We start from the raw sequence: 19,326 nt of genomic DNA, 5'->3' as shown, positions 1-19,326 counted from the left end.
ACAATGCCCCTTGGACAGACCCCCGGCCAGCTGTTGACCGCGATGCGCGCCAAAAATCCGCTCGTCCAGAACATCACCAATTTCGTGGCAATGAATATCGCCGCCAACGTGATGCTTGCGGCCGGCGCCTCTCCCGCCATGGTGCACACAAAGGAAGAGGCCGGCGAATTCGCCCGCATCGCAGCGGCACTGACGATCAATATCGGCACCCTGTCGCCGGATTTCCTGGCCGGCATGAAGGCCGCCGCCGCGGCCGCAACCGATGCAGGCAGACCCTGGGTGCTCGATCCCGTCGCCCACTATGCAACCGCCTATCGCCGCACCGCACTCAACGAACTCATGGAACTGAAGCCCACGGTCATTCGCGGCAACGCCTCGGAAATCATCGCGCTGGCCGGCAGCCAGTCGAGCGGCCACGGCGTCGATAGCGGCGACAGCGTCATCGCGGCCGAAGGCTCGGCCATTGCCATCGCCCAGCGGAAGGCCTGCGTGGTGGCGGTTACCGGCGAGGTGGATTTCGTCACCGATGGCGGCCGCTCGGTCCGCATCCTGGGCGGTTCGGCCCTGATGCCGCGCGTCACCGCGCTCGGCTGCTCGCTGACCTGCCTTGTCGGTGCCTTTGCGGCCAGCACGGACAAGCCCTTCGAGGCAACGGTCGCCGCACTTGCCATGTTCGCCGTCGCGGGCGAGGAAGCAGCCGTTACCGCCTCCGGCCCCGGCTTCTTCTCCCCCATCTTCCTTGACCGCCTCGCGGCCTTGACCGGTGAGTCGCTCGATGCCCAGGCAAGGACCGTCCCGGCATGACCAAGATGTTCGACCTTTCCGTCTATCTCGTCCTCGACCCGGATCTCTGCCGCGAGTTCGGCATGGTCGAGACGACAAGGCTTGCGGTCGCCGGCGGCGCCACCATCGTCCAGCTCCGCGACAAACAGGCGGATACGGCAAAAATGATCGAAACCGGCCGGGCGCTGAAGGCAGTGCTAGCCGGCACCGGCGTGCCTCTCATCATCAATGACGACGTGGAGGCAGCGATCGCGGTCGGCGCCGAAGGCCTGCATGTCGGCCAGAGCGACATGGTCGCGGCGATGGCGCGGCAGCGCGCCGGCCAAGGCATGATCCTCGGCCTTTCGGTCGAAACCGAGGACCTTGCGCGGCGGGTGGATCCGTCGATCGTCGATTATGTCGGCATCGGCCCGGTATTTGCGACCGACACCAAGCCGGACCACAAGCAGCCGATCGGGTTCGACGGGCTGGCGCGCATCGTCGCCATGGCGCCGGTCCCGGCGGTCGCGATCGGCGGCGTCAAGGCGGAACATGCCGGCCCGGCACTTGCCGCCGGTGCAAAGGGCATCGCCGTGGTTTCCGCCATCTGCGGCCAGCCCGATCCGCAAGCGGCGGCCCGCAGGATCGCCGCGGAAATCGAAAGGGCTCGCGCATGACCATCAAAAACGTCCTGTCTATCGCCGGTTCGGATCCCTCCGGCGGCGCTGGCATCCAGGCGGACCTGAAGACCTTCGCGGCTCGCGGCACCTACGGGATGGCGGCATTGACCGCGCTCACGGCCCAGAATACCCAGGGGGTCACGGGCGTGCACGCGGTGCCTGCCGCCTTTGTCGCAAACCAGATCCGCACGATCTTCCTCGACGTGCGCGTCGATGCGGTGAAGATAGGCATGATCGCCAATGCCGAGATCGCCGAGATCGTCGCCGACGTATTGCGCCCCTACCGGGACAGCGTGCCGATCGTGCTCGATCCGGTGATGATCGCCAAAGGCGGATCGCCGCTTCTGGCACTCGATGCGGTGGATGCCGTCACCTACCGCCTGATGCCGCTTAGCTCCGTCGTCACCCCCAACCTGCCGGAAGCCGCAGCGCTGCTCGGCGAGACGATCGCCGTCACCCGCGAACAGATGGCAGACCAGGCCGAGCGGCTGCTGAAGATCGGCCCCAAGGCGGTATTGGTGAAGGGCGGGCATCTGGAGGGCGAGGATAGCCCGGATGTGCTGGCCGATGCCGCCGGCATCCACTGGTTCGAAGGCAAGCGCACCGCGACCAGCAACACCCACGGCACCGGCTGCACGCTCTCGAGCGCGATTGCGGCGGAACTCGCCAAGGGCGCTTCGCCGGCTGAAGCGGTCGCGATCGCCAAGACCTATCTCGCCGGCGCGATCGCCGCCGCTGGCGCCCTCGCCGTCGGCACCGGCCACGGACCGGTATCGCATTTTTACGAGTGGTGGTGAGGCGCTTCTCAAGGTGGAGGGCTCCGATCACGTCGGGGCGCAAAGCTCTTGATGCTGAGCCGTCGAAAAGCGCGCTGCCGGCGGCTTTCTCGCAGTTGAAGATGAGAACATGATCGTCAGGTGACGACCAGTTCTCAGCCCTTCTGCGCTGCAATCTTCTCGAAGACGATTGCGATTTCCTGGCTGCCGTAGGGCTTCTTCAGAAGCACTGCGCCTTCTACTGCCGCCTCGTCGGGAATGCGGTCGTTGCCGGTCGCGAACACGATGCCGACATCGGGAGATAGCTTGCGCGCCTGCTGCGCAAACTCTCCGCCGGAAAGACCCGGCAGGCCGAGATCGGTGACCACAACGTCAAAGCTGCGCGCCTCAATCATGGTCATTGCCTCCTCTGCCGTCGAGGCCTCGGAAACCTCATGCCCCAGTTCGACCAGAAGATCGGCCGTGCTCATGCGGATCAGGAAATCGTCCTCGACCAGCAGCACCGAATAACGCGGCAGAACTGGCCGTTGCCCGATCGGCGGGGCGGGCGGATTGGCTGCGAACGACGCCCTTACCCGGTTACGATGTTGCTGGCCGTTCAGCACGTGGCGGATCTTTCGCGCCAAGGCCTCGCGGGTATAGGGTTTGGAGAGTAGTTCGACTCCGGGATCGAGCCGGCCACCGTGCACGATCGAGTTTTCCGTATAACCGGAGGTGAACAGCACGGCGATATCCGGCATCCGCTCGCGGGCATGCCTGGCAAGCTCGGTGCTGTTCAGCGGTCCCGGCATCACCACGTCGGTAAAGAGAAGATCGACTGGCACACCGCTTTCGATAACACTCAGTGCACCAGCGGCGTCCTTCGCCTTCAGCACGGCATAACCGAGATCGCCGAGCAGCTCGACGACAGTGGCACGCACCTGCTCGTCATCCTCCGCCACCAGAATGGTTTCGCTGCCGCCGGTCACCGGACCGAAATCAGCGTCCGTCACGAGATCCTCGCTGCGTTGGACGCGCGGGAAATAGATCTTGACGGTCGTACCCTGGCCAAGCTCGCTATAGATCTTGATATGCCCGCCCGACTGCTTGACGAAGCCGTAGACCATGGAAAGGCCGAGGCCGGTGCCCTTTCCGACGGGTTTGGTCGAGAAGAACGGTTCGAACACCTGTTCCATCACCTGCGGTGTCATGCCGGTGCCCGTGTCGGTCACCGCCAGCATCACATATTGGCCGGCCGGCACGTCCCCGTGCTGGCGCACGTAATTGTCGTCAAGGAAAGCGTTGCCCGCCTCGATCGTCAGCTTGCCCCCGTTTTCCATGGCGTCGCGGGCATTGATCGCGAGGTTCAGCAGCGCGTTCTCGATCTGGGTGGGGTCGACCAGCACGTTCCAAAGGCCGCCGGAACGGATCGTCTCGACCTCGATATCCTCGCCGAGCGTTCGGCGCAGCAGTTCTTCCATGCCGGTGAGGAACCGGCCGATATTGACGACCTTGGGCTCCAGCGGCTGGCGGCGGCCGAAGGCGAGCAATTGGCTTGCAAGCTTGGAACCGCGCCGCACGCCGGCAAGTGCATTCTCCACCCGGCGACCGGCGCGCTGGTTGCTGGCGACGTCCTTGGCGAGGAGCTGAAGATTGCCGGAAATCACCTGCAGCAGGTTGTTAAAATCGTGGGCGACACCGCCTGTCAGCTGGCCGAGCGCCTCCATCTTCTGGCTCTGGCGCAGCGCCTCTTCCGCCTTCAGGCGCTCTGAAATCTCGGACGCGATCTTCTGTTCGAGGCTGGCGTTCAACGCCTGCAGCGCCTCCTCGGCGCGCTGGCGTTCGGCAAGATCGCGCTCCGCGGCGCGGAAGAGCCGCGCATTGTCGATGGCGATCGCTACCTGGCCGGCAGCTCCCACCACCAGCCGCTCATGCTCCTCGCGGAATTGGCCGGGCTGGGCATGGCCGAAGAAAAGGCCGCCGAGCACCTCGCCGGAGCGCGAGATCACCGGAACCGTAAGATAGCTGCGCACCGGCAGATGGCCCTTCGGCATGCCGAAATACGGATCGTTCCGGCCGTAGCGTGGGTCCGCCATGATATCGTCGGAGCGGATAACGCTCTCGCCGCTGAATGTCGGCGCGAAAACGGCCGTGTTGCGCGGCATCGGAAAATTCTCGAATGCCGACCGGGGGACGCCGGACAGCGCATAGAGCATGTAGCTTTCGCCGCGGTCGTTGATGACGTTGTAGAAGAAGGCTCCGAATTGCGCGCCAGTCAGTTCGACGCCGGCGTCGGTGGTCATCTGCACCACCTTTTCGAGGTCGAGTTCGGCGGAAAGTTCTGCGCCGAGCCGGTTCAGCACCTCGAGATGCCGGGTCTCCTTGAGAAGCGCGATCTCCGCCTTCTTCTGGTCGGTGACGTCGCTGCCCTGGATGAAGATACCGGTCGGCTGGCCGGCGTCGTCGACAATCGGCTGATAGACGAAATCCACGAAACGCTCTTCCGCCGGCTGGCCGGGCTGGCGCGCCAACAGCACGCTCACCCCCTGTCCGAGATGTGGACGGCCGCTTCTGCGAACCTCATCCAGCAGATCGGAAAAACCTTGCTCCGCCACTTCCGGCAGGGCTTCGCGGATAGGTCGTCCGAGCAGCTCCCGGCCGCCGACGAGGCGCATATAGGCGCCGTTGGCCATTTCGAAAACATGGTCCGGTCCGCTCACCATGGCCATGAAGCCCGGCGCCTGATCGAACATCAGCCTCAGACGCTCGCCCTCGCCCTGAAGCCGCCGCTCGGCCCGCACCTTGGCCGTGTTCTCAACGACGATCGCCACCACCCCGAACGGCTTTCCGGCCTCGTCATAGACCGGGGAATAATAGAGATTCATAAATGCCGAGGCCGGCACGCCGGAGCGGTCGAGCAACATCTCCTGGTCGGAATAGGCAAGCGTGCCGCCAGCGAAACAGACCTTCATGACGTTGTCGTTGAAGTCGGCGACTTCAGGCCAGCCGTCGCGCACCTTTGAGCCGAGGATGCCCGGATGGCGCCGTCCGGCAAAATCGGAATAGGCGTCGTTGTAGATCATCACGCCGTCCTCGTTCCACAGCGTGACGATCGGAACCGGCGAACGAAGCATCAGGGAAATCGTCGTCTTGAGGCTCTGCGGCCAGGTGGCGATCGGACCGAGCGAGGTGCCCGCCCAATCGAACGCCGCAATAAGACGGGCCATTTCGCCGTTATCGGAAAGAAAGGCTGTCTCGGCAGTCGATTGATTCATCATCGGGCTTTCGGCGGCGATAGGCGCTGTGCTGCCGTCTTACATGACAACGATCACCTGGGACAGCCTTTTTGACGATCGTCAATTAGGGCATTACTGCGAAAAAGCCATGGGCGCCTACGGCTATTTTCGACGCAGTTCGGAGGGTTTCAAACAAGGTCCGTACGGGCAAAATCGTCGCCCTTGTAGAGCAGCGACAGGCCGCGGTTTTTAGCGCAGGCATAGGAGAAGCAATCGGCCAGATTGAGCTGCGCCGGGTGTCCCCGTCCCTTCCCGTAGTCCCGGAAAGCCTGGATCGCCAATTCGCCATCGGTTTCATCGATGGGGACGATCTCGACGCCGCTGCTTCGGAGAAAGTCCGAAACCACCATCTGGGTCACAAGTGGATCGGCAGTCCGCCTGGTCGACAGGACCATCGTCGCCTCGAGAACAACAAGCGGGCTCGTCAGGAGACGCTCGGCACCCTCCATCCGTTTCGACCAGGCGGGGCCATCATCTTCCTGAGCAAGAATTGCCACGATCACCGAGGTATCGATGAACACTAGTGGCCCCACATCTCATCAATCTCGTCCTTGGTCATCTCACGGCCTTCGCCGGCACCAAGGGCCTTCAGCTTTTCGGCCAGGAAGGCGTGTCGTTCGACGAGCGACCCTCTCTTCTCCTGGGCGGAGTTTTCCTTTTCCAGTTCCGCTTTCAGGGCAACTATCACCGCTTCGGTCAATGTAATCTTTCGTTTCTCTGCCAGTTCGCGGGCTAGTTCATGCGCAAGGGGATCCCGTATCTGCAGGTTCATGGTCGTCGCTCCGATCTTTGTCATGACAGATATCACATCCGTCATGACAAAGCGAGCGAGACCCGATCAACTGCAACGCCCTGCCTGGGCCAACGCCGCGCTCACGCCGGAAAGCGAGAATGTGTAGCTTGTCTGCGTACCGCGCTGGGAGACCGCCTCGAGCGTCATGCTGCTTCCCGATTTCATCGCGGCGATGAGGGCGGCATCGGTGCTCTCCTGTTTCGTCCAGCCGGAATTGCCCTTCGGCTCCAAGGCGAAGGTTCGGCCGTCGACCGTAACCGTCATTTGCGATCCGCCCTTGAGGTCGTAACCCATGATCGCCTGCGGATAGAAGCCGGATCCGGAAGGCTTCGGCGCAACGAGGAAGAAGTTGTCGCCGTGATCGACAGTGGCGGGCTGCATCCGGGTGGGGGTGGTTAGCACGTAGCAGGTCGTGCCGCCATCGCCCTTGTAGGAATAGAGGCCCCAGGCGTCGAACTTCTTCACCATACTCGGTGTAGGCTGGGCAAGTGCAGACGCTGCGGTTGAGGAAAGAGCAAGCGTGGCGAGGGCGAAAAACTTGATGGACAATCTTGTCTCCATGTCGGCAATGGCAGGGGAGCCGCGGCAGCGTTGGCCGCGTGCGGAAGATAGCCCATTCAAAAATCGATCGGTTATCACGAGGTTAATTGCATCGGGCCGGCGCCCCTAAACGAGGCGCTCTACGGGGCCGAATGCCGCCGGATCGTGATCCGCGTTACTCTGCGCCGCCCCAACGTTTCGGGGAAAGCCGTGAAAGGTTGACGCCCGCGGTCACAGCCCGGTCACAATCATGTCAGGCGGCCGTAAATGCTGTGCATATTGCAATGGGTCGAAAGGTGGCCACCAGGGGCCACCCCACGCCGGGAGATTATTCCGGCTTCGTCGCGCAGATGGCGAAGCGCTCCTGCACCATGCGCTCCAGGCCACGCAGGAACGGCATTTTGCGTGCCTGGGCCCAATGGATGTCGGACAATTTTCGATCGACGACGATGTTGACGAAACCCGCCTTGGTCAGCAGATCGACCACCGCCTCCGCCGGCATCGCGTCCGAAAAATAGACGCGCGAGCGAATGTTCTGGTGACGCGCTGCCATGGCTGGGGTCATGTGGCTTGCGGCCGGCTTGCCGGTGACCCTCGACCAAAGCTTCTGCAGGCCTTTGACCCAGGTCTCCTTGCCCATGTTGCCGTCGAGGATCAGCACCTTGCCGCCCGGCTTCAGGACGGAGAACCATTCCGCGAAAGCGGCCGGCGGATCGACCAGCGTCCAGACCAGATGCCGGTTGGTGATGACGTCGTAGCTGTTCTTCGGCTCCATGGTATTTTCCGCATCGCCGGAGACGAAACGGATATCGGCGCCGCGCTTCTTGGCCTTGGCGCGCGCCTGGCCCAGCATCGCATCCGACCAGTCGAGACCGGTGACCTTGAAACCGACATCGTTCATCAGATGCGAGATGACCGCCGTGCCGCAGGCGAGATCCAGCGCGGCACGGCCGGTGCCATCGCCCAGATGCTTGCGGATCAGCCGTTGCCAACCCTTGCGCTCTTCCTCCGAGAAGATCTCATGGCCCACGCTCTCATCGAACGTCGCCGCCCTCTCCGACCAGAAGTCGCGGATTTCATCACGGATGGAATAGTTGGAGTTCATTGAATTCATTATAGGCGCCCCGACAGTCAGACTACTTTGGAAAAGCTCTAAAACATAAAACTTGATTCCAAAAGTCCTATTTCATATGCATGCGGACATTATCAGACATCGGGGGAGTTTCCAGATGAGTTTCGCGAAAGCGCTTGCAACATCAACGGCTGTGCTTGCAAGCCTTCTACCCTTTTCCGTGCTGGCGCAGTCCTTCACCGTCAAGGACGTCGCCGGCCGTGAGGTGAAGTTCGACAAGCCGGTCGAGCGCGTCATTCTCGGTGAAGGCCGGATGCTTTATTCGGTTGCTCCGATCGAAAAGGAAGATCCCTTCGCCAAGATCGTCGGCTGGCGCAACGACCTGTTGACCACGGACAAGGACGGTTACGACACCTATCTCGCGAAATTTCCAAACGGCAAGGAACTGCCTTTCCTCGGCAACCTGACCGACGGCACGCTGCAGACCGAGACCGTCGTCAAGCTGCATCCGGATGTCATGCTGCTGCCAATCGGCAACAAGAAGGCGGCCGACGAGGTGAAGCTCGAGGAGATGCTGAACAAGATCGGCGTGAAGATCGTCTATATCGACTTCCGCGAACATATTCTCGACAATACCGAACCGAGCCTCAAGGTTCTCGGCCAGATCTTCGGTCATGAGGATCGCGCCGCAGCCGTCGCAGCCTATTGGAAGCAGCAGATGGCCCGCGTGACCGACAAGCTCAAGGCCGCCAACCCGAAGAAACCGAACGTCTTCATGTATCGTGCGGCCGGTCTGGTCGAGTGCTGCGGCACCTTCGGCCCGGACAATTTCGGCCTGATGGTGGATTGGGCCGGCGGCCACAACCTCGGTTCGGACTTCCTGCCGGGCTATACCGGCTCGATCAATGCCGAGCAGGTCGTCGCCTCCAATCCGGATGTCGTCGTCGCAACCGGTTCGAACTGGAGCCAGACAAAGGACGCCAAGGACTTTGTGAATGTCGGCCCGACGGCTGCCGCTACCGCCGAGAACAGCCGCAAGGCATTGAATGCTCTGATGCAGAACGCCGCCTTCACCGGCTCCAAGGCGGTCGCGGGCGGCAATGTCCATGCCATCTGGCACCAGTTCTACACGAGCCCCTACCAGTTCGTCGCCGTGCAGCAGATGGCCAAATGGTTCCATCCGGACCTGTTCGCCGATCTCGATCCGGACGCGACCTTCAAGGAGTTCCATGAGAAATTCCTGCCGGTCCCTTATCAGCCGGGTTACTGGCTCGACGCCAAGGCGGCGAAGTAAACCGATATGGCCGAGATCGCCGCATTGCCGATCGAAGCTGAAGCCGGGCGGGAGCGCTATCGCGCCCTGGCCCGCCGCAAGCTTGCGATCCTCGCCGCCATGACGGCGGCGCTGTGCCTGTCATTTGCCGTCGATCTCGCCTGGGGGCCGGCGCGTTATGGCCTCGGCGAGGTCATCGCCGCACTGGTCGACCCCTCCTCCGTCTCGGCTCAGATCCGCGCGGTCGTCTGGGATATCCGCATGCCGGTCGCCGTCATGGCGATCGTGGTCGGGGCCGCATTGTCGGTCGCCGGGGCGCAGATGCAGACGATCCTTGCCAATCCGCTCGCAAGCCCGTTCACACTCGGCATCTCGGCTGCCGCCAGTTTCGGTGCGGCGCTGGCGATCGTCACGAGCGTCTCCATTCTGCCGGTCGCGGCCACCCTGCTCGTGCCGGCCAATGCGTTCATCATGGCGCTGATCGCCACCCTGTTCATCCATTTCATCTCGCAGATGCGTGGCGTCTCGGTGCAGACGGTCGTCCTGCTCGGCATCGCGCTGGTCTTCACCTTCAATGCGCTGCTCGCCCTTCTGCAGTATCTCGCCTCTGAGCAGGCACTTTCCGCCGTCGTCTTCTGGACCATGGGCAGCCTCACCAAGGCGACCTGGCCGAAGATCGGCATCACGCTTGCCGTCCTGCTGATCGCGCTGCCGCTGTTTGCCCGCAACGCATGGGCGCTGACCGCGATCCGGCTCGGCGAGGACAAAGCCGCGAGTTTCGGCGTCAATGTCCGGCGCATCCGGCTCGAAACCATGCTGATCGTTTCGCTTCTGGCCGCAGTCCCGGTCAGCTTCGTCGGCACGATCGGTTTCGTCGGCCTGGTCGGCCCACATATCGCCCGCATGATCCTCGGGGAGGACCAGCGCTTCTTCCTGCCGGGCTCGATCCTGTCGGGAGCGCTTCTCCTGTCGGTCACCTCGATCGTCTCGAAGTCGATCATCCCGGGCGTGGTCTTTCCGATCGGCATCATCACCGCACTGGTCGGCGTGCCGTTCTTCTTCTCGCTCATCCTCTCGAACCGGAGCCGGTCATGGTAGCGCTGCAACTGCAATCGGTCGGTGCCTATCACGGCCGTAAACTTTTCGTGGAAAACGTGACGACACCGGTCATGCACGCAGGCGAACTGATCGCCGTGATCGGCCCCAACGCCGCCGGCAAGTCGACGCTGTTCAAGCGGATCACCGGCCTGCTCAAAGGCCCCGGCAATATCGTCATCGACGGCGCGAAGACGAAGAACTCCATCACCTACATGCCGCAGGACACGTCCGCCAATGCGGTGCTGACCGTCTACGAATCCATTCTTCTCGCTCGCAAGCAGGGCCAGTCCTGGAGCGTCAGCGATCACGACCTCTCGTTCATCGACGAAATCATGAGGGCGCTCAACATCACCTCCATCGCGTTTCGCGATCTCGGTGCGCTCTCCGGCGGCCAGCGCCAGTTAGTGTCGATCGCCCAGGCGCTCGTGCGCGAACCGGAAATCATGCTGATGGACGAACCGACCAGCGCGCTCGATCTTCACCGCCAGGTGGAAGTGCTGGATTTCATGCGGCGGCGGGCGCGTTCGAAAGGCATGATCGTGATGATCGCCATCCACGACCTCAACCAGGCACTGCGCTTCGCCGACAAGGTCCTGGTGATCGTTAACGGCCGCATGCGCGCCTGCGGCAACGCGCGCGAGGTCGTGACGGTCGAGATGCTGCGGGACGTCTATAAGATCCACGCGCGCATCGAGAAATGTTCTATGGACCACGACCACGTGATCGTCGACGGGACGGCACACTAGGAATCGCTGAATCTCTCGGGCTTGCCTGAAAGCCGTCGCTGGCAGGCACCTGCCGATCCATGCCAAAATCGCAAGATCGGTCGAGCGCGACATATTCGAAAGGGCCTAGCTGGTGTCGCCACGGAGAAGAGACGATGAAGGCGGCACTTGAAAACTACCATGCCCGAATGCAGCGGGTGCTGGACCACATAGACCGGCACCTTGACAGCAATCTGGACCTGGAAGCGTTGAGTGGCGTTGCGGCGTTCTCGAAATACCATTTCCATCGGCAGTTCACGGCGACCTTCGGATTGTCCGTGCATCGCTATGTCCAGCTCTCCCGCATGAAGCGCGCTTCATATCGGTTGGCCTACAGAGACGCCGAAAGTGTCACGGACATAGCGATGGATGCCGGTTACGACGCACCGGATGCTTTCGCCCGCGCCTTTCGGCAACGGTTCGGACAATCGCCTTCGTCGTTCCGAAAATCTCCCGAATGGGAGCCGTGGCTTGCAGCCTTCGGGCCTCTTGACAACGCTAGGAGCAAGCTCATGCAGAAGACTTATAGCCATGACGATGTGACGATCCGCGATGTGCCCTCGACGCCGGTGGCGATCATGGAGCACCGGGGCGACCCCGCGACGATTGGTGATACCATCCAGCGGTTCATCGCCTGGCGAAAGGCCAGGGGCCTATCATCCCCAAAGACCAGCCCGATCTTCAACGTCTTCCGTTCGGAGCGGCGGCCCGCATCGCCGGCCGAATATCGGATGGACCTGTGTGCGGGCGTCGATTTCTCGATAGGACCGAATGACGAAGGGGTAGCGGCGGGTCTTATCCCCGGCGGGCGCTGCGCGGTTCTGCGCGTCGTCGGCAATACCGACAATCTGGAGCCAGCTGCTCTCTACCTCTATCGCGAGTGGCTGCCGGCCAGCGGCGAAGAGCCGAGGGATTTCCCTCTTTACTGCCAACGCCTCGCGTTCTTCCCCGAGGTATCGGAGCATGAGACGGTCGCGGAGCTGTTCCTGCCGTTGAAATGACTAGTGCGGTGTACCCTTTTCCACGGTCAGGTGCTTGCCGAGGATATCGTCGTTGGCGAGCAGATCGGCGCTGGTGCCCTGGTAGACGATCGCGCCGCGATCGAGAATGACGGCGTCGTCGGAGAGCGGCAGGACCTTGCGGGCCTTCTGCTCGATGATGATGGCCGACATGCCCTCTCCTTGCGTGATCCGCTGGATCGCCGCGAGCAGTTCATCGACGATGATCGGCGCGAGCCCCTCGGTGGGCTCATCGAGGAGAAGCAGTTTCGGATTGACCATCAGCGCCCGACCGACCGCCAGCATCTGCTGTTCGCCGCCGGAGAGCTGGTTGCCGAGGTTCTTGCGGCGCTCTTTGAGGCGTGGGAACATCGCATAGACCCGTTCCAGCGTCCAGACACCGGGACGCGCGATCGCGGTCATGTTCTCTTCGACGGTCAGCGACTTGAAGATATTGCGCTCCTGCGGCACCCAGCCGATACCGGCCGCGGCGCGGCGGTCGGCGCGAAGCTTCGTCACGTCGCGTCCCATCAGGAGGATCGAGCCCGAATGATACGTGGTGACACCGGCGAGCGTGTTGACGAAGGTCGTCTTGCCCGTGCCGTTGCGGCCGAGCAGCGCCAGCGTACGGCCTTCCTCGATCTTCAGGCTGATGCCGGCGAGAACGCTTGCCTCGCCATAACCCGCGACCAGCTTTTCGGTGACCAGAACCGGGGCGCTCATGCATTTTCTCCGAGATAGACGGCCTTGACGCGCGGATCGGTGGAGATTTCCGCAACCGTTCCTTCGACGAAGACGGCGCCCGCCACCAGAACCGAGATCCGGTTGGCAAACGAGAAGACCAGATCCATGTCGTGCTCGATCAAAAGCACGGTGACGTCGGCCGGAAGGTCGGCGACGATCTGCAGCACCTCGTGCCGCTCGTCCTCCGGCACGCCGGCGGCCGGTTCGTCGAGCAGCAGAACTCGTGGCTTGGAGGCGAAAGCGAGCGCGATTTCGAGCAGGCGCTGCTTGCCATAAGGCAGGATCACGGTGCGCTCACCCATCACGGAGGAGAGGCCGAAGCGCGCCAGAAGGGCTGCCGCCTCGTCGATCACCTTGCCGTAACCGGCGATCGATCGCCACAGATTATGGCCGACCCCTTCACGCTCGGCGATCGCCAGCGCTACGGTTTCGAGCGGCGTGAACTCGTTGAACAGCTGGTTGATCTGGAAGGTGCGGGTGAGCCCGCGCTTGACGCGCCGGAACGAGGCCATCGAGGTGATGTCCTCGCCTTCCAGGAAGACCTGGCCTTCCGACGGCGGCAGCACACCGGTGAGCAGGTTGATCAGCGTCGTCTTGCCGGCCCCGTTCGGGCCGATCAGGGCGTGGCGGGCGCCGCGCTCCACCTTCAGGCTGACGTCGTTGGTGGCGAGGAAGGCACCGAAGCGGCGGACCAGGTTACGGGTTTCGAGAACGATCTCGCTCATCAGCGGTCCTCCTTCTTCGAGAAGCGCTCAGGCAGGTATTCGACCCAGCGCGACAGCCGATCACGGCCGATCAGCACCAGGATGACGAGCAGCAGGCCGATATAGAACATCCAGTATTGCGGCGTGATCACCGACAGCCAATCCTTCACCAGGGTGAACAGGATGGCGCCGAAGATGCCGCCGTAGAGATAACCGGTACCACCGATGACGAGCACCAGCAGAACATCGGCCGAACGGTGGAAGGCGAGGACGTCGGGGGAAACGAAGGCCGTCGTCTGGGTGAGCAGCGCCCCCGCCATGCCGGCAAAGACCGCCGCGATCGTATATGCGGTGACGATGCGCTTGCGGCCAGGCACGGCGACCATGGCCGAGCGCATCGGGTTGCCCTTGATCGCCTTCAGAGACAGACCGAAGGGCGAAAAGGCGATGCGGCGCATGATCATCGTGCCGATGAAGAGCACGCCGACGCAATAGAGATAACCGACCTTGCCGAACAGGTCGAATTCGAACATGCCGAGGATCGGGCCGGGCGAGAAGCCGGAAAGGCCGTCGGCACCGCCGGTCAGCCAGGCCATCTGGTTGGCGACTTCGGCCATCATCAGGCCGATGCCGAGCGTGGTCATCAGCCGGGTAAGGTCGGAGCCGCGCAGGATGAGGAAGCTGGTGAGCAGCCCGAGCACGCCGGAGGTGATGCCCGCGACAATCAGACCCGTCACCGGCTCGGCGATGAAATGCAGCGCCATCAGGCCCGCCACATAGGCGCCGAGGCCGAAGAAAGCGGTATGGCCGAGCGAGACGATGCCGGCAAATCCGAGCACCAGATCGAGGGACACGGCAAAAAGCGCCAGGATGGCGATCTCGGTGAGGATCAGCATCTTCGACGGCAGCAGGAAGTAAGCAGCTATCGCGGCGATCCAGACGATGATCTCGTAGAAACGGATGCGGCTCCGGCGTTTCATCAGCTTCGCAGCACGGGTTTCCGCTGCGGCGGTGGAGGAACTTGCGGACACGGTTGTTTCCTGCGGAAGAACGCTCATCGGCCACCCCTTGAGAACAGGCCGTTCGGCCGCACGATGAGCATGACGATCATCAGCGCGTAGATGACGAAGGGACCGATCGCCGGCACGTAATATTTGCCGGCTACGTCGGCAATGCCGAGCAGCAGGGCGGCGAGGAAGGGGCCGGAGACGGTTGACGTGCCGCCGACGGAAACGACGATGAGGAAGTAGATCATGAATTTCAACGGGAAGTTCGGATCGAGCCCGAGGATTTCCGCACCCATCGCCCCGCCGAGGCCGGCAAGGCCCGAACCGAAGGCGAAGGTCAACGCAAAAACGAGCGGCACGTTGATGCCGAGCCCCATGGCGACACGCCGATCATCGACCGCTGCCCGCAGCCGGCTGCCGAAACGCGTCTTCGACAGGATGAGCTGCAGCGCGACCGCGAGCACCGCACAGATGATGATGGTGAAGAGCCGGTAGCGGCCGATACCCACGCCGAATACGTCCATGCGGCCGGACAGTTCCGGCGGCAGGTTGATCAGCTGCTGCTGGCCGCCCATGAAATAGTCGGTGGCGGCGATCGCCATGAAGACGATGCCGATCGAGAAAAGCACCTGGTCCAGGTGGCTCGCCTGGTAGAGCCATTGGTAGAGCGTCCGCTCCAGCACGAGGCCGATCAGCGCCGAAACGATGAAGGCCGCCGGCAGACACCAGTAGAAAGAGATGCCGTAGCGGTTCATCATCACCACGGTCACGTAACCGCCGGCCATGGCAAAGGCGCCATGCGCCAGGTTGATGAAGTTCATCAGACCAAGCGTTACCGTCAGCCCGCAGGCCAGAATGAAAAGCAGCATGCCATAGGCGATGCCGTCGAACAGGATTGTCAGCATTTGGCTCTTCTTTGAGAGCGACCGCCGGCGATTTTCCGCCCGCGGCCGCGCGCTCGTTTACCGATCAACAGATCCTAACATTCCCACTCGGGAGACCGCGGTCAAGCACAGGGATGCCAGGATATTTTTCGCACGATGCGGCGGAAGCAGCCTCCCGCCGCCTGCTTGTAAAGCGGGCCTTACTTGGCGTCGGCCTTTTCCGGATCCTTGAGATCCTTGAACGTCTGGAACTCGACGTTCTGCAGCTCGCCGTTCACGTCCTTGACCTCGCGCATGTAGATGTTCTGGATGATGTCGCGGGTCTCCGGATCGATCGAGACGGGACCGCGCGGGCTCGTCCAGGAGAGGCCCTTGACGGCTGCCATGAAGGCCGGGCCAGTAACGTCGCCCTTGGTCTTCTCAAGCGCCGCGTAGATCAGCGCCATACCGTCGTAACCGCCGACCGACATGAAGTTCGGGCGCATGTCGGCATTGGCCTTCTTGAAGGCCGTGACATAGGCCTTGTTTTCCGGGCTGTCATGCGCGGTCGCATAAAAATGCCCGGTGATGGTGCCGATGGCCGGCTTGCCCATCGAGTTCAGGATATCGTCGTCGGTCACGTCGCCCGTCGCGATCAGCTTGATGCCGGCGTCGGCGAGGCCACGGTCGGCGAACTGCTTCATGAACAGCGAACCGGCGCCCGACGGCAGGAAGACGAAAACCGCATCGGGCTTGGCGTCACGGACGCGCTGCAGGAAGGGTGCGAAGTCGGGGTTTGCGAGCGGCACGCGGACGGCTTCGACAATCTCGCCGCCCTTGGCCTTGAATTCCTTGGTGAACCACTTCTCGGCATCAATGCCCGGACCGTAGTCGGAAACCAGCGTCACGACCTTCTTGATCTTGTTGGCGGCGGCCCAGGTGCCGACCGGCAGCGAATACTGCGGCAGGGTGCCCGAAGTGCGGGTGATGTATTCCGACGCCTTGGTGATCGAAGCCGTGCCGGCAGCCATGACCACCGACGGGATCTTCGCCTGGGTCGCGACCGGGGCGACCGCCATGGCGAGCGGCGTCAGGCCGAAGCCGGCCAGCACCTTGGCGCCGTCGTTGACGACCAGTTCCTGGGCAATGCGGCGGGTCTGGTCGGCAGTGCCGGCGTCATCGCGGATGACGAGCTCGATCTTCTTGCCGGCGACAGTGTCGCCCTTCATCGCCATGAAGGTCTTGGCGCCGGCCGATACCTGGCGGCCGGTCGACGCGAACGGACCGGTCATCGGCAGGATGAGGCCGATCCTGATGGTTTCCTGGGCGGCTGCGGGTATGGCAGCAAGGCAGCCGAGCGCCACGCCTGCCGCTGCAATGAGCATTCTTCTGTTCAGCATGTATTTCCTCCTCCGAGTGCGGAATTTTCTTATAGGGGCCTTGCCGGACTGGATCCGGACTTCAGCCCGGGCCTGTCACGACCGGTAGCCTATATCGTTGACTGCCGATACGTCAGTCAACGGGTCGAGATGCTTCGACGTCCCACCATTTTCAACTTTTCGTTAACCTCCATGGATCGCGACACCGCGAACCCCGCCCCAGCGCCAATCTCTCCACTTGCCCGGCACATTCGCACCTTAGCCCGGCCGCGTCTCCACGCTCAATCAGTTCATCTGCCGGACTCATAAGTTATGGTTATAGTGGCCGATCGGCCGGGCGCTCGGACCAGGTGGGCAGAAGCTCCAGGAACGCCTGTTGTGCGGCTGTCGGCAGCCAGTCATGTCTCGTCGTCACCCCGATCGGCCGCGACGTGTGGCTGAGGTCGAAGGGCAGCGCCCGCATCAGGCCCCTGGCGATCTCCGCTTCCGCCTGGAGACGGGAAGTGCAGCCGAGGTGATCGCTGGAATCCAGGAGTTCTCGCATCAGGATCAGCGAGCCGGTCTCGACGATGCTCCTCGGCGGGCCGCTTGCCGAACCGGTAAAGACGCTGTCGAAATACCGGCGCATCGGCGTGCCGCTCTGGTTGACGACCCAGGGGAACGCAGCGAGGTCCTCGACAGTCAGCTCCTCACGACCGGCCAGCGGATGCGCCTGCCCCGAAACCATGACCACCGTGTCGTGGAACAGTACTTTCTGCTCCACATCGCCGATCGGCGCCGGCACACGAAGCGCGCCGAGCATGAAATCCACCTCGCCGCGGCGAAGCGCACCCAGCAGATCGGGATAAGGACCCTCCTGGATCTGGATCGGCAGGTTCGGGCGAATCTTGCGGAAACTGGTGATCGCCTTCGGCAGCACGTAGGATTTGGCAAGCGGGGTGGCACCGATGACGATCTGGCCGATCTCGGCGGCCGTCAGTTCCGCAAGATCCGCGTCCGCCTGTTCCAACTCGATGAAGGCGAGCCTTGCCGCCTGAGCGAGCGCATGGGCCGCGCGGGTCGCGACAATACCGTAGGAAGTCCGCTCGAACAGCGGTCGCGCCGCCTCCTCTTCGAGCTGGCCGACGGCGCGGTAGACCGCCGGCTGGCTAAGGCCCAGGCGGCCTGCCGCCAGCGTGAAATTCTCGGTTTCGCGAACAGCGATCAGCGATTTGAGCTGTGCGGTCGTCGCCGTTACCCGCAGTCGCGGCGACAATTCCGACAAGGCGGGATCAAGGTATCCGAAGGCCCGCTTGATGCGCAGCGCCAGGATCTCGCCGGCGCCATTGGCAAAGATCCGCTGCGGCGTGCGGGAGAACAGCGGCAGGCCCGCGGTCTTTTCGATCTTCGAAAGCGCCTGAGTGACCGCCGGCTGGGAGACGAAGCAGAGCTCGGCCGCCTTGGTCACCGAGCCGGTATCGACGACCGCGAGGAACGCCCTCAGGTGCCTGAGGCTGTGATGCAGGATCGTGGATACCGATGCGGGCTGCGAAGAACTCATGATGGGATCTTCTAGCACATCTGTTTTACACCGAAAGCCGAAGCCCGGCCCTCGACCACGCCTCCTCGGCCGCCGCCCTTACCTGGTCCCGTTGGCGATGGCTTCCCTAACCGCAAGCTCCGCCATGGCGAAAGCGGCGTCGCGGGTCCTGGCGGCGGCGACGAACCGGCCATTATGGCAGAAGCTGGCGCCCTCGACGCCGCAGGCCGCCTCGAGATCACGGTCGGTCAGACCAGCCCAGGCCGCCGGCAGATCGGCGCGCACTTCAAAACCTTCATCCGCGCGGCGGATGGTGGTTAGGCACCAGTCCTTGTCACGCGGATGAACGACGAACAACAGATGGTCGGCGCCTGCCTTGATGATCGCCGGGCGGAACGGCATCCCCACAGGAAGTTCCAGAATGCGCCCTTCGCCCGCATCCACGATCGCCTGGTGCACAAGCGCCTCGGCCCGCAGTTTTGCGGCGCTCTGAGCGATCCTCGCCTCGACGAAACTGCGAGCAATGGCAAGTGCCGCGTGGAAGCCGCGGTTTTCCGCTTCCGGGTCTTTTTCGTCGAACACCGGTTTCAGGGTTTCCAGGAGAGCTGGCAGAGTGAGGCCGGCCAGCGGTCCCGCGATCGAAGGGCTGAGCACGCCATTGTCCATCAGATCGACCGGAAGCACGAAGCTTGAATCGAAAGAGGCATGCAAAGTCCCGACATGAGCCTCAGGAAGGCCCAGGGCGGCAAGGTAATCACGGCCATAGTGCTTCCAGACCAATCCGAACGAACTATAGGGCTGGCCATCGTCGCGCAGCGGCGCACCGCGCTGGTGGTGATCGAAGACCTGCGCCGCAGCGTCATAGCCGCCGCCGACGTCATATATGATGCGATCAGTACCGGGCGTGATCCATTCCGGCGCCCGGCTGCGAACGATCCGAGCCCTCGGGAAGAGCCGGGTCAGCACGACGCTCGACAACAGTTCGTCGGCATGGAAGCCACCCGAATGGGTGACGAGAAAATCTGGGGTCATGCCGGAATGCGCCTTGTGGTTCGCGGAAGGTCGGTTTGCAGTCAGCA

General features: G+C 62.8%; 19 protein-coding genes. 7 read left to right on the top strand and 12 right to left on the bottom strand.

Annotation, left to right across the window (positions count from 1 at the left end):
- Positions 1–3 precede the first annotated feature (3 nt).
- From thiM to thiD, 3 genes are read left to right on the top strand one after another with little or no spacing between them, the layout of a single operon-like run.
- Entirely contained in the window at positions 4–804 is an 801-nt protein-coding gene (gene thiM / locus J2857_RS20070; RefSeq protein WP_432420173.1) for a hydroxyethylthiazole kinase, read from the top strand.
- Positions 801–1,439: a thiamine phosphate synthase gene (gene thiE, locus J2857_RS20065; RefSeq protein WP_210011875.1), complete on the top strand. Its 639-nt coding sequence runs from the start codon at positions 801–803 to the stop codon at positions 1,437–1,439. Before thiM ends, thiE begins: the two co-directional genes overlap by 4 nt.
- Positions 1,436–2,239, top strand: coding sequence for a bifunctional hydroxymethylpyrimidine kinase/phosphomethylpyrimidine kinase (gene thiD, locus J2857_RS20060; RefSeq protein ID WP_210011874.1), 804 nt, complete (start codon positions 1,436–1,438; stop codon positions 2,237–2,239). The genes thiE and thiD overlap by 4 nt, the downstream gene beginning before the upstream one ends.
- A gap of 134 nt (positions 2,240–2,373) precedes the next feature.
- Here thiD and J2857_RS20055 read toward each other — a convergent pair whose 3' ends face one another.
- The 5 genes from J2857_RS20055 to J2857_RS20035 form a co-directional block, all read right to left on the bottom strand.
- Positions 2,374–5,475 (bottom strand): response regulator, encoded by a 3,102-nt coding sequence (locus J2857_RS20055; protein WP_281068631.1) that lies wholly within the window; start codon positions 5,473–5,475, stop codon positions 2,374–2,376.
- A gap of 146 nt (positions 5,476–5,621) precedes the next feature.
- Positions 5,622–6,014, bottom strand: a complete 393-nt coding sequence (locus J2857_RS20050; protein ID WP_210011873.1) for a type II toxin-antitoxin system VapC family toxin — start codon at positions 6,012–6,014, stop codon at positions 5,622–5,624.
- Positions 6,014–6,265, bottom strand: coding sequence for a type II toxin-antitoxin system VapB family antitoxin (locus J2857_RS20045; protein ID WP_210011872.1), 252 nt, complete (start codon positions 6,263–6,265; stop codon positions 6,014–6,016). The genes J2857_RS20050 and J2857_RS20045 overlap by 1 nt, the downstream gene beginning before the upstream one ends.
- A 66-nt stretch (positions 6,266–6,331) precedes the next feature.
- Positions 6,332–6,835 carry an invasion associated locus B family protein gene (locus tag J2857_RS20040; protein WP_245363610.1) on the bottom strand — a complete coding sequence of 168 codons (504 nt, stop codon included), beginning with the start codon at positions 6,833–6,835 and terminating at the stop codon, positions 6,332–6,334.
- A 319-nt stretch (positions 6,836–7,154) separates the two neighbouring features.
- Positions 7,155–7,940 (bottom strand): class I SAM-dependent methyltransferase, encoded by a 786-nt coding sequence (locus J2857_RS20035; RefSeq protein ID WP_041363904.1) that lies wholly within the window; start codon positions 7,938–7,940, stop codon positions 7,155–7,157.
- Between the two features lie 115 nt (positions 7,941–8,055).
- On the opposite strand from J2857_RS20035, the gene J2857_RS20030 reads away from it, so the two are divergent.
- From J2857_RS20030 to J2857_RS20015, 4 genes are all read left to right on the top strand, one after another.
- Positions 8,056–9,192, top strand: a complete 1,137-nt coding sequence (locus tag J2857_RS20030; protein WP_210011870.1) for an ABC transporter substrate-binding protein — start codon at positions 8,056–8,058, stop codon at positions 9,190–9,192.
- A gap of 6 nt (positions 9,193–9,198) precedes the next feature.
- Entirely contained in the window at positions 9,199–10,269 is a 1,071-nt protein-coding gene (locus J2857_RS20025) for a FecCD family ABC transporter permease (RefSeq protein WP_210011869.1), read from the top strand.
- A complete protein-coding gene (locus tag J2857_RS20020; RefSeq protein WP_210011868.1) occupies positions 10,263–11,015 on the top strand; it encodes an ABC transporter ATP-binding protein in 753 nt (250 codons plus the stop codon). Before J2857_RS20025 ends, J2857_RS20020 begins: the two co-directional genes overlap by 7 nt.
- Positions 11,016–11,149: 134 nt before the next feature.
- Positions 11,150–12,034, top strand: coding sequence for an AraC family transcriptional regulator (locus J2857_RS20015; RefSeq protein WP_210011867.1), 885 nt, complete (start codon positions 11,150–11,152; stop codon positions 12,032–12,034).
- On the opposite strand, the gene J2857_RS20010 is transcribed toward J2857_RS20015, so the two are convergent.
- From J2857_RS20010 to J2857_RS19980, 7 genes are all read right to left on the bottom strand, one after another.
- A complete protein-coding gene (locus tag J2857_RS20010; protein ID WP_210011866.1) occupies positions 12,035–12,754 on the bottom strand; it encodes an ABC transporter ATP-binding protein in 720 nt (239 codons plus the stop codon). It abuts the gene before it with no gap.
- Complete coding sequence (locus J2857_RS20005; protein ID WP_210011865.1) at positions 12,751–13,500, bottom strand: ABC transporter ATP-binding protein; 750 nt, start codon at positions 13,498–13,500, stop codon at positions 12,751–12,753. Before J2857_RS20005 ends, J2857_RS20010 begins: the two co-directional genes overlap by 4 nt.
- On the bottom strand, positions 13,500–14,537 hold the full coding sequence (locus J2857_RS20000; RefSeq protein ID WP_210011864.1) for a branched-chain amino acid ABC transporter permease: 1,038 nt from the start codon (positions 14,535–14,537) through the stop codon (positions 13,500–13,502). Before J2857_RS20000 ends, J2857_RS20005 begins: the two co-directional genes overlap by 1 nt.
- Positions 14,534–15,391 carry a branched-chain amino acid ABC transporter permease gene (locus J2857_RS19995; RefSeq protein ID WP_210011863.1) on the bottom strand — a complete coding sequence of 286 codons (858 nt, stop codon included), beginning with the start codon at positions 15,389–15,391 and terminating at the stop codon, positions 14,534–14,536. Before J2857_RS19995 ends, J2857_RS20000 begins: the two co-directional genes overlap by 4 nt.
- Before the next feature lie 179 nt (positions 15,392–15,570).
- The gene (locus tag J2857_RS19990; RefSeq protein ID WP_210011862.1) at positions 15,571–16,749 is read right to left on the bottom strand and encodes an ABC transporter substrate-binding protein; all 1,179 of its coding nucleotides are present in this window, start codon (positions 16,747–16,749) and stop codon (positions 15,571–15,573) included.
- A gap of 295 nt (positions 16,750–17,044) precedes the next feature.
- Positions 17,045–18,268, bottom strand: a complete 1,224-nt coding sequence (locus tag J2857_RS19985; RefSeq protein ID WP_210011861.1) for a LysR family transcriptional regulator — start codon at positions 18,266–18,268, stop codon at positions 17,045–17,047.
- Between the two features lie 78 nt (positions 18,269–18,346).
- The gene (locus J2857_RS19980; RefSeq protein ID WP_210011860.1) at positions 18,347–19,279 is read right to left on the bottom strand and encodes an MYG1 family protein; all 933 of its coding nucleotides are present in this window, start codon (positions 19,277–19,279) and stop codon (positions 18,347–18,349) included.
- Between the last annotated feature and the right edge of the window lie 47 nt (positions 19,280–19,326).

Origin of the sequence: Neorhizobium galegae (genome assembly GCF_017877055.1) — a bacterium.
Classification (GTDB): domain Bacteria; phylum Pseudomonadota; class Alphaproteobacteria; order Rhizobiales; family Rhizobiaceae; genus Neorhizobium; species Neorhizobium galegae_D.
The sequence above is the reverse complement of the archived record's forward strand: the minus strand, read 5'-3'. Positions and strand labels throughout refer to the sequence as shown.

Bases quoted from the DNA above. Each gene is read 5' to 3' on its own strand.
- thiM (WP_432420173.1), top strand. From the start codon at position 4: ATGCCCCTTGGACAGACCCCCGGCCAGCTGTTGACCGCGATGCGCGCC.
- thiE (WP_210011875.1), top strand. From the start codon at position 801: ATGACCAAGATGTTCGACCTTTCCGTCTATCTCGTCCTCGACCCGGAT.
- thiD (WP_210011874.1), top strand. From the start codon at position 1,436: ATGACCATCAAAAACGTCCTGTCTATCGCCGGTTCGGATCCCTCCGGC.
- J2857_RS20055 (WP_281068631.1), bottom strand. From the start codon at position 5,475: ATGATGAATCAATCGACTGCCGAGACAGCCTTTCTTTCCGATAACGGC.
- J2857_RS20045 (WP_210011872.1), bottom strand. From the start codon at position 6,265: ATGAACCTGCAGATACGGGATCCCCTTGCGCATGAACTAGCCCGCGAA.
- J2857_RS20035 (WP_041363904.1), bottom strand. From the start codon at position 7,940: ATGAATTCAATGAACTCCAACTATTCCATCCGTGATGAAATCCGCGAC.
- J2857_RS20030 (WP_210011870.1), top strand. From the start codon at position 8,056: ATGAGTTTCGCGAAAGCGCTTGCAACATCAACGGCTGTGCTTGCAAGC.
- J2857_RS20025 (WP_210011869.1), top strand. From the start codon at position 9,199: ATGGCCGAGATCGCCGCATTGCCGATCGAAGCTGAAGCCGGGCGGGAG.
- J2857_RS20020 (WP_210011868.1), top strand. From the start codon at position 10,263: ATGGTAGCGCTGCAACTGCAATCGGTCGGTGCCTATCACGGCCGTAAA.
- J2857_RS20015 (WP_210011867.1), top strand. From the start codon at position 11,150: ATGAAGGCGGCACTTGAAAACTACCATGCCCGAATGCAGCGGGTGCTG.
- J2857_RS20010 (WP_210011866.1), bottom strand. From the start codon at position 12,754: ATGAGCGCCCCGGTTCTGGTCACCGAAAAGCTGGTCGCGGGTTATGGC.
- J2857_RS20005 (WP_210011865.1), bottom strand. From the start codon at position 13,500: ATGAGCGAGATCGTTCTCGAAACCCGTAACCTGGTCCGCCGCTTCGGT.
- J2857_RS20000 (WP_210011864.1), bottom strand. From the start codon at position 14,537: ATGAGCGTTCTTCCGCAGGAAACAACCGTGTCCGCAAGTTCCTCCACC.
- J2857_RS19995 (WP_210011863.1), bottom strand. From the start codon at position 15,391: ATGCTGACAATCCTGTTCGACGGCATCGCCTATGGCATGCTGCTTTTC.
- J2857_RS19990 (WP_210011862.1), bottom strand. From the start codon at position 16,749: ATGCTGAACAGAAGAATGCTCATTGCAGCGGCAGGCGTGGCGCTCGGC.
- J2857_RS19985 (WP_210011861.1), bottom strand. From the start codon at position 18,268: ATGAGTTCTTCGCAGCCCGCATCGGTATCCACGATCCTGCATCACAGC.
- J2857_RS19980 (WP_210011860.1), bottom strand. From the start codon at position 19,279: ATGACCCCAGATTTTCTCGTCACCCATTCGGGTGGCTTCCATGCCGAC.